Source organism: Achromobacter maghribensis (genome assembly GCF_057334215.1).
In genome coordinates this window covers 8222-19861 of record NZ_JBHFII010000050.1, presented here as the reverse complement: position 1 = coordinate 19861, position 11640 = coordinate 8222, and the positions used below count along the sequence as shown (strand labels likewise).

The window sequence follows — 11640 nt, the reverse complement described above, 5'->3', positions numbered from 1 at the left end:
ACGCGGGGGGGTGTGGCGGCCGGGGCGTCCGCCCCGGCGTCTTCCGATGGATCAAGCTTGGCAGACCGGTTCGTTGTCGTTGTGACGGACCGCGGGGGCGCTTGCGCGCAGCGGTTGCAGACGCGCATTGCGGAACGGGGCGAACAGCTCGGCCCACGACGATGGGAACAACGGGGTGGCGTGGCGCACCGCATCGCGGCGGGCGTAGTGCGTCAGCAACTGCTGGCCGATCGGGGCGTCTCCCAGGGGGTGTGGCGTATTCATGGTATTTCCGTATTGCATTGAAAGTGTATTCATTGTACTAGCGGCGGGCGGTCGCGTCCATCGTGCCCCGTCCTGGCTTTGCGGCAGGTCAAGTGTTTGATCTGAAAGGGTATGGCCCTATTTACGCGGCGTGATGGCTGGCGTCTGCGGGATTGCCCTAGGCGCTCAAAACGGTAGACGGTATACAATGTTCATCATTCCCGGGCTAAACCAGCCTGGAATCCCTCCCCACTGGACTGGAGCGCGTCATGGCAGAACTGATGAACCGAGATGAATTCCGTACCGCGTTGGAAAACGCGATCAAGGGCAAGAGCGCCAACGCGTCGCCCTTTTCCATTGCCTGGGCCGAAGGCAAGCTCAGCCGCGAGCACCTGTCGCGGTGGGCCGAGAACCACTATCACTACGTCGGTCCGTTCGCGGACTATCTGGGCTATCTGTATGCCCGCACGCCCGACACCTATACCGAGGCCAAGGATTTCCTGCTGGCCAATATGTATGAAGAGGAAATTGGCGGCGACCGCCACACTGATCTGCTGATCCGCTTTGCCGAGGCCTGCGGCACCACCCGGGAAAGGGTGACCAACCCCGACAACATGTCGCCCACCACGCGCGCGCTGCAAAGCTGGTGTTACGCCGTGGCCATGCGCGAAGACCCCATCGTGGCGGTGGCGGGCCTGGTCGTCGGGCTGGAATCGCAGGTGCCGTCCATCTATCGCAAGCAGACACCGACGCTGCGCGACAAGTATGGCTTTACCGATGAAGAGGTGGAGTTCTTCGACCTGCACATCGTGTCGGACGAAATCCACGGCGAACGCGGCTACCAGATCGTGCTGGAACACGCCAACACGGTCGAACTGCAGCAACGCTGCCTGAAGATCTGCGAGATCGGCGCGCAGATGCGGCTGCTGTACACCACGGCGCTTTATACCGACTACGTGCAGCACGAGATCAAGCTGCCTGAGCTTGGCCTGGCGGCCTGACGCGTTGCCCCGCCCTATCCGGCCACGCCGCGACTGGCGCGGCCGGCCCGCAGCTCCTGGACGACAGACCCATGCCTACCGTTGTATTTCATAAAGGCGGCCAGACCTACACCGATGTGGTGAAGGACAACACCAATCTGGTGGTGCGGGCCGGCATCAAGCAGTTTCCGTATCCGCACCTGCGCTACGAGTGCGGCATGGGCAAATGCGCCAAGTGCGCGTGCCGGGTACTGGCCGGCGCCGAGCACCTGCCGCCCGTTAACTGGAAAGAGAAAAAACAGTTGGGCGACCGCGTCGACCAGGGTTATCGGCTGGCGTGCCAGCTGTGGCTCAGCAGCGACGTCGAGCTGCTTCAGGATATGGAGGCATAGCAGCCATGGGCGCGGTATACGTGATTCTGACGACCAAACCCGGCGTGTTCCGCACCGAGGTGGGCGACGACGTCGACATCATCGAGACCTACGACTACGTGTTCTACGGCCGTGCGCTGGCGGTCTTTCGCATTGCGCGGGTGCATGGCGACACGCGGCTCATCGTGACGGAAGAGACGCCGCCTTATGTGGTGAACCGGGTGCCGTCCAAGTTCCTGGAGGCGTTCGCCTCGGTCGAGGCGGCCCGCAAGGAACTGGCGCACCTGACGCGCTTTGGCAGCATGGAATCCACATTGACGCTGCGGGCCGGTACCGCGGTGGCGGAGCACTGACCGACATGGTCCAGATTACTTTTATTTCGAACGGCGGCAAGGTGGCGACCGCGCCTGAAAACAGCAACCTGCTGCGCGTCTCGCTGAAGGAAAAGGGCGGTATCCCGTTCAAATGCGGGGGCGGCCTGTGCGGTACCTGCAAATGCCGCATTGAAGAAGGGCTTGAAAACACCGACGCGGTCAAGCCAAAAGAGCGCAAGCACCTGCGTCCCGAAGACTTCCAGGCCGGCTACCGCATGGCCTGCCAGACGTTCGTGAACGGCGACGTGAAAGTGTCGTGGGTGGTGCAGAACGGCAAGGGCGTGGTGGTGGGCGCGGCGTCCGACCCGGTCGAAGCCGCCACCTGAAGGCGCGGACGGCAGCGCCGCCCGCGTCGCTGCGTCAGTCCGCCGACCCGTGTTGCTGCGTGTCGGTATAGGCCTTGGCCGCGTTGTGCACGTGCTGGCTGGCCAGCAGCGCCGCCAGATCGCCGTTGCCGGCAATGACCGCGTTCAGAATCTGCGAATGCTCGTCCCAGTTCGCCTTGGCCCGGTGCATGTTGCTGGGCGCGAACAGGAGCGCCGTGCGGTCGCGCAGCGAGCGCATCAGGTCAGTCAGCACCACGTTGCCGCCGATGGTGGCCAGCATTTCGTGAAACTGCGAATTCAGCGCCAGGAACTTGTCCAGTTGTTCGCCGCGCGCCGCTTCCGTGCCTTCGCGCAGGAAGGCCTGCAGGCGTTCGACGGTTTTCGCGTCGCGCCGCTGCGCCGCCAGTTTGGCGTTCAGGCCTTCCAGCGTGGCGCGCACTTCCACCATGTCGTAGGCCACGGCGTCCGACAGCACCGACACGGACGCGCCGCGGCGCGGTTCGATGGTGACGAGCCCCTCGGCCGCCAGCGCGCGCAGGGCTTCGCGCACCGGAATGCGCGACACGCCCATTTCTTCGGAAAGCCGGCCTTCGACCAGGCGGTCGCCCGGCGTGAATTCGCCGCTAAGGATGCGTTCGCGCAGCTTGTCGCGGATGACGGCGAATAACTGCGGGTGTTGCTCACCGATCTTCAGCGGAGCGGAAGACTGCGTCTCTACGGCTTGCGGGCTGACGGGCGAAGTGGTCATGGCGAGCATGTCGGATTAATGGATACAGTCTCCATTGTATTACCGGGTGTAGCCGCGTGCCGTTGCGGAAGGCGCAGCATCAGGCGCCCCAGAAGGCTTTGGCCAGCACCCCTGCCGCGCCCAGCGCGCACACCGCCAGCAGCACGCCGCGCACGGCTTGCGGCGGCAGCAAGGCGCGCAACCGGTTGGAGACCGCGAAACCGGCCAGCAGGAAGGGCGCCAGGCTAAGCGCCAGCCCGGCGTGGTAACCCGTATACCGCTTGGCCAGCGCCAGCATGGCAAGCGAGAAGATCGACCCCAGGAACAGCACCACGCCCAGGGTCGCGCGCAGCCGCGGCGGCGCCGCGTGCTGCAGCACGATGGCGATGGGCGGCGCGCCGACCGAGGTCATCGTCCCCATCAGGCCGGAGGCCACGCCCGCGCCGGATACGCGCCCCGGCGTGGCGGTGAAGCGCAGGCCCGCCACGCTAAGGGCCACGGCGGCCAGGATCAGGCAGGCGAACAGCACGCCCAACGCCTGCGGCGCGAAGCTCGCCATGGCGTAGATGGCAATCAGCGTTCCCACCACGCGTCCCGCCAGCGCGTATGACACGGCGGACCAGTCGATGAACGCGCGCTCGCGCAGCGCCGTCAGGAGCGAGATAAAGCCCCCCAGCGTCAACAGCGGCCCGGGCGCCAGTTGGGGAAAGAACATCGCCGCCACCGGGGCCGCGAACATCGCGAAGCCGATGCCGCCCACGCCTTGCGCCACCGCGGCGCCGAACACCACCAGCGCCATCGCGGCGTAGTGCCAGGCATCGGGAAACGGCAGGGCAGACAGCATGAGGGGTGATGACCTTCTGTGTATACGATAGTCAATTCATGACAATCGCTGGATTTGTCGCCATGGAAAATATCACGGGTAAACCCTTGATATTCGGCCGTAATTCAACCGTTTTTCAGAATTATCGGTTTCCCTAGGCGCTACATATTTCGATTGGTATAGCTTAAAACGAAATATAGTATACCGAATGTGGCGACCCAACAGCCACGTCACAAGGGGAATTCGCATGCAATCCGACGTCGTGCTCAACGCTGCTCATTGGATGTACCTGCTTAGCGTTGCCGCGATCATCCTGACGATGATCTTGCGGGCCAACGTGGTGGTGCCATCGGTGATCGGTACGTTCCTGGTGGTGCTGGCCATCACGGGCAATCCCATCAGCGCCTTGATCGGCATCTTTTCGGCCAGCTTCGTGGCCGCCAAAGAGCTGTTCAACATCTTCCTGGTCATCACCTTCATGACGGCCTTGCTCAATGCCTTGAAGACCTTGCAGGCGGACGTGCGCATGGTGCAGCCGTTCCGGCGGGTGATGCGCGGGGGGCATTCCTCGTTCATCATCATCGCCCTCTGTACCTATGTGATTTCACTGTTTTTCTGGCCGACGCCGGCGGTCCCGCTGGTGTCCGCCATCCTGCTGCCCGCGGCGATCGCGGCGGGTTTGCCGCCGTTGGCCGGCGCCATGGCCATCGCCATTGCCGGCCAGGGCATGGCGCTGTCGTCGGATTATGTGATTGGCGGGGCGCCCAGCATCAGCGCCAAGGCGGCCGGCGCGGCGGTCAGCGCGGCGGTGGTGGCCGACCGCGCGCTGGTGCTGTCGCTGATCACCGGCGCCGTGGCGCTGGTGGCGGCCTATCTGCTGATCCGCAAGCACATCGTGCCCGCCAACCCGGCATTGCTGGACGCCTGGCAGGCCCGCGCGCAGGACGGCAGCCTGGCGCGCATCGAACAATCCGGCTCGTTCGACAAGGCCGAGCTGGCGCGCGGCACGATGGGCGCCGACCCGTCCCTGCCGCGAGGCCCTGAGCTGAGCGGCGAGGCCCGCCGCCGCGTGCACTGGTCCAAGACCTTCGCGGTGGTGACGCCGCTGGCATTCCTGGCCGTGATCGCCGTGATGGTGGTGCCGCGGCTGTTCCCGTCGGTGCCCGCCCTGCGCGGGGGCGACGCGGCGGCGCTGGTCGGCGGCGTGGCGTTCGTGGTGATGATGCTGGTGACGCTGGCCGCCGAAGGCCCGCGCAAGATGCTGGACGTGTGCCCCGAGCACGTGACGGACGGCTTCGTCTTCGCCTTCAAGGCGATGGGGTCCGTGCTGCCGATCGCCGGGTTCTTCTTCGTGGGCGCGAACGAGACCGCCGCCCAGATCCTGGGCGTGCCTCAGGCACAGGCGCCGGGCCTGCTGTTCGAGGTGATCTCGGCCGGTCAGCACCTGATTCCAGAAAATCATTTCCTGGTGGCGTTCGGCGTGCTGCTGGTGGGCATGATCACCGGCATCGACGGCTCGGGATTCGCTGGCTTGCCGCTGACGGGCACGCTCTCTGGCGCGCTGGGTCCGGTGGTGGGCGTGGACCCGGCGACCTTGGCCGCGGTGGGCCAGATGGGCGCGGTCTGGACGGGGGGCGGCACCCTGATCGCGTGGTCGTCGCTGATCGCCGTGGCGGGGTTTGCGCGGGTGAACGTGCTGTCGCTGGTGCGCGCCCTGCTGCTGCCCGTGCTGCTGGCGCTATCCGTCTCCACCGTCTGCGCGGTCCTGATCTGGCGTTGATCCGTGGCCCGGCACGTGGCGCGAAGGGGCCCTGCGGGGCCCTTTTTCACGGCCAGTGCTGGGGTTTCCACGTATTATGGGTTGTGGATTAAAGTATACAATGTTCATAAGTCACCCCAGACGACCGATTTCCGGCCATTTCCGTACAGGTAAAGGAAGCGCTTCCGTGGACGATCTTTCGCAGCAGTCATTCATGAACCACATCGGCGGCGCCTGGGTGCCCGCCGCCGCCGGGCGCACGGCCCCCAACCTCAATCCGGCGGATACGGCCGACATCGTGGGCCGGTTTCCGGTGTCGGATGCCGAAGACGCCCAACGCGCGGTCGACGCGGCCGATGGCGCGTTCGCCGCCTGGCGCGACATGCCGATTTCGAAGCGGGCCGCCATCCTGTTCCGCGCCGCCCAATACCTGGAAGACCACGCGGACGCCTTCGCGCGGGAACTGACCCGCGAAGAGGGCAAGAGCCTGAACCTGGCGAAAGACGAGGTCCTGCGTTCCGCGCAGACGATCCGCTTCTACGCGGTGGAAGGGCAGAGCTTCACGGGCGAGACCTTCGTCAATGACGATCCCGACATGGTCGTCTACAGCCAGCGCGAACCGTTGGGCGTGGTCACCGTGATCTCGCCCTGGAACTTCCCCATTTCGATTCCCGCCCGCAAGATCGCGCCGGCGCTGATCACCGGCAACACCGTGGTGTTCAAGCCGTCTTCGGACGCGCCGTTGTCGGGCTATCGGTTGACCGAGGCGTTCGTGCAGGCGGGCTTGCCCGCGGGGGTGCTGAATCTGGTGATCGGCCCCGCCAGCGCGGTCGGCCCCGCCATCACCACCGCCCGGGCGGTCCGTGCGATTTCTTTCACCGGTTCGACCGCCGCAGGCGAGCAGATCCACCGGGGCGCAGGCCTGACCACCCGCACGCAGATGGAGCTGGGCGGCAAGAATCCGCTGATCGTGCTGGCCGACGCCGACCTGGACCGCGCCGTGGACCTGGCGGTTAAGGGCGGCTTTTCGCTTAGCGGCCAGGCCTGCACGGGCACCAGCCGCGTGCTGGTCGACGCCAAGGTGCGGCAGGCGTTCACCGACAAGCTGGTGGCGCGGATCAAGGCGCTGACCATCGGCAACGGGCTGGACGGCAACTTCGACCTGGGCCCGCTGGCCACGCGCAAGCAGCTGGACAACGTATTGAGCTATGTGGCGGTGGGCAAGGAAGAGGCGACGCACGTATGCGGCGGCGAGGCGCTGACCGGCCCCGGCTACGACCGCGGCTACTACGTCACGCCCGCGCTGTTCACCGATGTGACGCAACAGATGCGCATCGCGCGTGAAGAAATCTTCGGCCCCGTGATCGCGCTGATCGAGGTCGACGGTTATGACGACGCCATCGCCAAGGCCAACGACACCGAATACGGCCTGTCGGCCGCCATCGCCACTACGGATGCGCGTTACGCGCACCGCTTCGCCCGTGACATCCAGGCCGGCACGGTGAAGATCAACCGCACCACCACCGGCAACCTGATCAATGCGCCCTTCGGGGGGCTGAAGCACTCCAGCACATCCACGTTCCGCGAATCCGGGCGCGTGGGCCTGGAGTTCTATACGCAGATCAAGACCGTCTACCGCGCCGGCTAAGGCGCGGACAACCCAAAAGGCTACCCCTATGAAACAAATCTATCGCCTGGAACTGGAAGAAGCGCGCGTCATGGTGCGTGCCGCCATCGCCAAGTCGGAAGCGATCGGCGTGCTGGAATCCATTTGCATCGTGGACGACGGCGGCTACCCCATCGCCCTGGAACGCATGGACGGCGCCCGCATCACCGGCCCGCAAATCGCCTGGAACAAAGCGTTCACCGCGGCCGGGCACAAGCGGTCGACGCATCTGTTCAACACGCCGCCCAACGGCCCGGCGTTGCCCGGCAACGAGGCCTTTGGCATCCAGTGGAGCTTCGACGGAAAATTCGCCGTGTTCGTCGGCGGCTTTCCCATTGTCGTGAACGACGAGGTGATCGGCGGCATCGGGCTTAGCGGCGGCAACGGCGAACAGGACACGCAGGCAGGCGTGGCCGCGCTGGCGGCACTGGCCGAACTGCTGGAGCCGCGCGGCATGAAAGTGCTGGTGCAGGCCGACATCAAGAAATAAGCGAGGCCGGCCATGGCATACCGCGTGCACATCCTGGAAACCGGCGCCGCCTTCGACGTGGAGGCCGGCGAATCGGTGCTGGAGGCCGCCGGGCGTGCGGACGTCAGGCTGCCGCATGAGTGCACCTTCGGCGGCTGCGGCACGTGCCGCATCAAGCTGGCCGAAGGCACCGTGCGCTATGAGGAATTTCCCATGGCGCTGACGCCTGAAGAGGCGGCCGAAGGCTACGCGCTGGCTTGCCAGGCGCGGCCGGAAAGCGATCTTTGCATCAGCGTGGCCAGCAGCCGCCAGGTGTTTCCCGAGCCGCGCCGCCTGTCGGCCACCGTGCAGCGCATCGACGCCTATACCGACGACATCGTTCATTTGACGCTGGCGTTGCCCGATGGCGGACTGGATTTCGTGCCCGGGCAGTACATGAACGTGCTGCTGCCCGAGGGTGAGACGCGCAGTTTTTCCATGGCGTCGGCGGCGGCCGATGGGCAGCTGGATTTTCATGTGCGGCGCATTCCGGGCGGCCGCTATACCGATCATTGGCTGGGCCAGGCGCAACCCGGCGCGGCCGTGGAGATCGAAGCGCCACTGGGCGTCTTCAGCTATCACGAGGAAGACTGGCGTCCGCTCATCATGATGGCGACCGGCACCGGCATCGCGCCCATCAAGGCCATTCTGGAGTCCTTGCTGGACAAGGAAGATTGCCCGCCCGTCAGCCTGTATTGGGGCATGCGCACCGAGGCCGACCTGTACCTGCAAGACGAGATCGCCGGCTGGGCCGGCCGGCTGTACGAATTCAATTTCGTGCCGGTGCTGTCGCGCGCGGGCCCGGGCTGGCAAGGCCGCCGCGGCCATGTGCAGGACGCCGTCCTGCAAGACCACGACGACCTGTCCGACCACGCCTTCTACCTGTGCGGCGCGCCCGCCATGATCCAGCAGGCCAAGCATCTGCTGGCCGGACGCGGCGCCAGCCTGGACCACATATACGCCGACAGTTTCACGTTCCAGCACGCGCTGGCAACTGCCGGTTGACGCAGCCGACCCTTATCGGAACACCAGCACGGGCAGGCGGGTCTTGGCCAGCACGCGCTGGGTTTCGCTGCCCAGCAGGAACCCGGTCATGCCGTGGCGTCCGTGCGAGCCCATGATGATCAGGTCGCAACCCTGGGTCTTCCCGGCCTCGACGATCGCCTCGTGCGGGTGGTCGTTGACCACCACGACGGTGTTGCATGGCACCAGGGCATGGCGCGCTTCCATTTCCAGGCCGTCCAGGTAGCCTTGCGCGTTCTTTCGCGCCTGGTCGGTGTGATGGGTTTGCGTGGTGCCCAGCATTTCGGCCTGATAGACCAGCAGGTGGTCCTCCGGGATGGCGCGGATGAGGGTGATGGTGGCGCCCATTTCCTTGGCGAAAACGAGCGCGCGCTTGAAAGCCGATTCAGATAGCAGGGAGCCATCCACGGCGATGAGCAAGTGCCTGTACATGTTGCCTCTCCTTTAGGAAAAGGAATGTCGAGCAACGGCGAAACCAGTATAGGCCCGCCGTTGTCCGCAATCCAGTCCTGCGTAAGGAGGAGGCGCGCCGAGCCGGATCAGGCGGTCCTGCGCAGCGCCTCGCCACCTGGGGAAAGCCCTTGGGGCAGCGCGTCGATCAGGCTGCGCGTGTAGGGGTGGCGGGGGTGGCGCCACAGCGTGGCGTTGGGGCCTTCTTCGACGATCCGGCCCGCGTTCATCACCAACACCCGATCGGCCAGATAGTGAACCACCGACAAATCGTGCGAAATGAACAGGTAGGACAGCTGGAATTCGGCCTTCAGGTCTATCAGCAGATTCAGGATCTGCGCCTGGACGGAGACGTCCAGCGCCGAGACCGGCTCGTCGCAGATGACCAGCGCGGGGCGCAGCACCAACGCGCGGGCGATGCCGATGCGTTGCCGCTGCCCGCCGGAGAATTCGCTGGGATAACGCGCCAACGCCTCGCGCGGCAGGCCCACGGCGTCCAGGATCCGGGCGATGCGCAGGCGGCGTTCGTGCCGGTCCTTCACGCGGTGGATGCGCAGAGCGGCTTCCAGGATGTCGTTTACGGTATGGCGCGGGTTCAGCGACGCATAGGGGTCCTGGAAAATCATCTGCACGCTCTGGCGGTAGGTGGCCAGGCGGGCGCGGTCCAGCCGCGCGGTGTCTTCGCCGCGCAGCAGGATCCGGCCGGATGTCGGCGCAAGCAGTCGCACCAGCGTGCGGGACAGCGTGGATTTTCCGCAGCCGGATTCGCCGACCAGCCCAAGGGTTTCTCCAAGGGCCAACTGGAACGACACGCCATCCACGGCGTGGGTGGCGCCGTGCGCGGTCTGGTATTGCACGCGCAGGTCCTGCACCTGCAACAAGGGCGTCGCGCCGATGGGGGCAGGCGCGTTGGCGGCGGCGCCGTCGGGGACGGCCACGCGCGCAGGGGTGACCAGGTCGAACGTCGCACGCCCCGATGCCGGGTCGAGCCGGGTGCGAATTTCGGGCAGCCGTAGCCTGCTGTAGTGCGTTGCGTCGTCCAGGCGCAGCGACGCCCCGAGCAGGCCGCGGGTGTAGGGGTGGCGCGGCTGGCCCAGCAAGGTCGCCGCGGGGCCTTCTTCCACCTTTTCGCCGCGCACCATGACGGCGACCCGGTCGGCCCATTCCCCAACCACGGCCAGATCATGCGTGATCAGCAGAAGCCCCATGTTCAATTCCGACCGCAGGTCATCCAGCAATTGCAGGATTTGCGCCTGGACGGTGACATCCAGCGCGGTGGTCGGTTCGTCGGCCACCAGCAGGGCGGGCTGGCAGGCGATGGCGGCGGCGATCATGGCGCGCTGGCGCTGCCCGCCCGACAGCAGATGGGGGTAATCGTCGACGCGGCGCTGCGGCTCGGGCACGCGCACCAGGTCCAGCAATTCGATGGCGCGCGCCCGGGCGGCACGGGCGCTGGCGCCACGATGCAGGCGCAGGGCTTCGCCGATCTGGTCGCCCAGGGTCAGCACCGGGTTCAGGCTGGTCATCGGCTCCTGGAAAATCATGGCGATGCGGTTGCCGCGCAGCGCGCAGCGCTGGCGCTCCGGCAACGCCAGCAGGTCCTGGCCTTCGAACAGGACGCGGCCGGTCACGCGGGCCTGCCGCGGCAGCAGGCCCAGCAAGGCGAGCGCGGTCGTGGATTTTCCGCAGCCGGATTCACCAACGAGCGCCAGCGTTTCGCCGCCGCGCAATTGCAGGTCCAGCCCGCGCACGGCCTGGTGGCCGGGGAAGGCGACGTTCAGCCCTTGGATGTCGAAAAGCGTAGTCATGATGGCCTGGGGGCGGAATCGCGCACGGCGGCGGGCGCGGCGGCCGGCGCGGCGGCAACGCGCTGCCGGCGCAGTTTGGGGTTGAGCGCGTCGTTGACGGCGTCGCTAAGCAGGTTCAGGGCCAGTACCGTGGCCATGATCGTCAGGCCGGGCAGGGCGGTCATGTACCAGGCGGTGCGCAATGCCTCGCGCCCCGCGCCGACCATGCTGCCCCAGCTGACCACGTTGGGGTCGCCCAGCCCCAGGAAGGCCAGGCCGGCTTCCGACAGAATGGCTTGGGCCACCAGCACGGCGGTGGTCACGATGATGGGGGGCAAGGCATTGGGCAGGATCTCCAGGAAAATGATGCGCGCATGGCCGGCGCCCAGCGTCTGCGCGGCGCGGACGAACTCCCGTTCGCGCAGTGAAATGAATTCGCCCCGCGTCAGCCGCGCGATGCCGGTCCACGATGTAACGCCCAGCGCAAGGATGATGGTGGTCAGCGACGGGCCCAGGATGGCGACCAGCACGATGGCCAGCAGGAAGGACGGCACGGTCTGGAAAAGTTCGGTGATGCGCATCAGCACGGCGTCGGTGGGGGGG

The 11640-nt window shown here is 66.2% G+C and carries 14 protein-coding genes; 8 read left to right on the top strand and 6 right to left on the bottom strand.

Annotated elements, in window-relative coordinates; genetic code table 11:
* Positions 1-51 precede the first annotated feature (51 nt).
* Positions 52-264 carry a hypothetical protein gene (locus tag ACE039_RS22725; protein ID WP_105559540.1) on the bottom strand — a complete coding sequence of 71 codons (213 nt, stop codon included), beginning with the start codon at positions 262-264 and terminating at the stop codon, positions 52-54.
* Between the two features lie 248 nt (positions 265-512).
* Between ACE039_RS22725 and ACE039_RS22720 the strand changes: the two genes are divergently transcribed.
* From ACE039_RS22720 to ACE039_RS22705, 4 genes are all read left to right on the top strand, one after another.
* Positions 513-1244 (top strand): iron-containing redox enzyme family protein, encoded by a 732-nt coding sequence (locus ACE039_RS22720; protein ID WP_105559541.1) that lies wholly within the window; start codon positions 513-515, stop codon positions 1242-1244.
* A gap of 71 nt (positions 1245-1315) precedes the next feature.
* Positions 1316-1615 carry a 2Fe-2S iron-sulfur cluster-binding protein gene (locus tag ACE039_RS22715; protein WP_105559542.1) on the top strand — a complete coding sequence of 100 codons (300 nt, stop codon included), beginning with the start codon at positions 1316-1318 and terminating at the stop codon, positions 1613-1615.
* 5 nt (positions 1616-1620) lie between these two features.
* Positions 1621-1947 (top strand): ferredoxin, encoded by a 327-nt coding sequence (locus ACE039_RS22710; RefSeq protein WP_485823398.1) that lies wholly within the window; start codon positions 1621-1623, stop codon positions 1945-1947.
* Positions 1944-2294 carry a 2Fe-2S iron-sulfur cluster-binding protein gene (locus ACE039_RS22705; RefSeq protein ID WP_105559544.1) on the top strand — a complete coding sequence of 117 codons (351 nt, stop codon included), beginning with the start codon at positions 1944-1946 and terminating at the stop codon, positions 2292-2294. Before ACE039_RS22710 ends, ACE039_RS22705 begins: the two co-directional genes overlap by 4 nt.
* Positions 2295-2328: 34 nt before the next feature.
* Here ACE039_RS22705 and ACE039_RS22700 read toward each other — a convergent pair whose 3' ends face one another.
* Positions 2329-3042 carry a GntR family transcriptional regulator gene (locus ACE039_RS22700; RefSeq protein WP_105559619.1) on the bottom strand — a complete coding sequence of 238 codons (714 nt, stop codon included), beginning with the start codon at positions 3040-3042 and terminating at the stop codon, positions 2329-2331.
* Positions 3043-3121: 79 nt separating this feature from the next.
* The gene (locus tag ACE039_RS22695) at positions 3122-3865 is read right to left on the bottom strand and encodes a sulfite exporter TauE/SafE family protein (RefSeq protein ID WP_105559545.1); all 744 of its coding nucleotides are present in this window, start codon (positions 3863-3865) and stop codon (positions 3122-3124) included.
* Between the two features lie 226 nt (positions 3866-4091).
* Between ACE039_RS22695 and ACE039_RS22690 the strand changes: the two genes are divergently transcribed.
* From ACE039_RS22690 to ACE039_RS22675, 4 genes are all read left to right on the top strand, one after another.
* The gene (locus tag ACE039_RS22690) at positions 4092-5624 is read left to right on the top strand and encodes a hypothetical protein (protein WP_485823397.1); all 1533 of its coding nucleotides are present in this window, start codon (positions 4092-4094) and stop codon (positions 5622-5624) included.
* A gap of 193 nt (positions 5625-5817) precedes the next feature.
* Positions 5818-7251, top strand: coding sequence for an aldehyde dehydrogenase family protein (locus ACE039_RS22685; protein ID WP_369868837.1), 1434 nt, complete (start codon positions 5818-5820; stop codon positions 7249-7251).
* Positions 7252-7279: 28 nt separating this feature from the next.
* Positions 7280-7759, top strand: a complete 480-nt coding sequence (locus ACE039_RS22680; RefSeq protein WP_105559548.1) for a GlcG/HbpS family heme-binding protein — start codon at positions 7280-7282, stop codon at positions 7757-7759.
* 12 nt (positions 7760-7771) lie between these two features.
* Entirely contained in the window at positions 7772-8782 is a 1011-nt protein-coding gene (locus ACE039_RS22675; RefSeq protein WP_485823396.1) for a 2Fe-2S iron-sulfur cluster-binding protein, read from the top strand.
* A gap of 12 nt (positions 8783-8794) precedes the next feature.
* Here the strand turns inward: ACE039_RS22675 and ACE039_RS22670 are convergent, their stop codons facing one another.
* The 3 genes from ACE039_RS22670 to ACE039_RS22660 all read right to left on the bottom strand — a co-directional run.
* Positions 8795-9232 carry a universal stress protein gene (locus ACE039_RS22670; protein ID WP_313462026.1) on the bottom strand — a complete coding sequence of 146 codons (438 nt, stop codon included), beginning with the start codon at positions 9230-9232 and terminating at the stop codon, positions 8795-8797.
* A gap of 107 nt (positions 9233-9339) precedes the next feature.
* Positions 9340-11058 carry an ABC transporter ATP-binding protein gene (locus ACE039_RS22665; RefSeq protein WP_485823395.1) on the bottom strand — a complete coding sequence of 573 codons (1719 nt, stop codon included), beginning with the start codon at positions 11056-11058 and terminating at the stop codon, positions 9340-9342.
* Positions 11055-11640, bottom strand: a 586-nt coding sequence (locus tag ACE039_RS22660; RefSeq protein WP_485823394.1) for an ABC transporter permease, incomplete at its 5' end; no start/stop codon positions are given. The genes ACE039_RS22660 and ACE039_RS22665, both read right to left, overlap by 4 nt.

Bases quoted from the DNA above. Each gene is read 5' to 3' on its own strand.
- ACE039_RS22725 (WP_105559540.1), bottom strand. From the start codon at position 264: ATGAATACGCCACACCCCCTGGGAGACGCCCCGATCGGCCAGCAGTTG.
- ACE039_RS22720 (WP_105559541.1), top strand. From the start codon at position 513: ATGGCAGAACTGATGAACCGAGATGAATTCCGTACCGCGTTGGAAAAC.
- ACE039_RS22715 (WP_105559542.1), top strand. From the start codon at position 1,316: ATGCCTACCGTTGTATTTCATAAAGGCGGCCAGACCTACACCGATGTG.
- ACE039_RS22710 (WP_485823398.1), top strand. From the start codon at position 1,621: ATGGGCGCGGTATACGTGATTCTGACGACCAAACCCGGCGTGTTCCGC.
- ACE039_RS22700 (WP_105559619.1), bottom strand. From the start codon at position 3,042: ATGACCACTTCGCCCGTCAGCCCGCAAGCCGTAGAGACGCAGTCTTCC.
- ACE039_RS22695 (WP_105559545.1), bottom strand. From the start codon at position 3,865: ATGCTGTCTGCCCTGCCGTTTCCCGATGCCTGGCACTACGCCGCGATG.
- ACE039_RS22690 (WP_485823397.1), top strand. From the start codon at position 4,092: ATGCAATCCGACGTCGTGCTCAACGCTGCTCATTGGATGTACCTGCTT.
- ACE039_RS22685 (WP_369868837.1), top strand. From the start codon at position 5,818: ATGAACCACATCGGCGGCGCCTGGGTGCCCGCCGCCGCCGGGCGCACG.
- ACE039_RS22680 (WP_105559548.1), top strand. From the start codon at position 7,280: ATGAAACAAATCTATCGCCTGGAACTGGAAGAAGCGCGCGTCATGGTG.
- ACE039_RS22675 (WP_485823396.1), top strand. From the start codon at position 7,772: ATGGCATACCGCGTGCACATCCTGGAAACCGGCGCCGCCTTCGACGTG.
- ACE039_RS22670 (WP_313462026.1), bottom strand. From the start codon at position 9,232: ATGTACAGGCACTTGCTCATCGCCGTGGATGGCTCCCTGCTATCTGAA.
- ACE039_RS22665 (WP_485823395.1), bottom strand. From the start codon at position 11,058: ATGACTACGCTTTTCGACATCCAAGGGCTGAACGTCGCCTTCCCCGGC.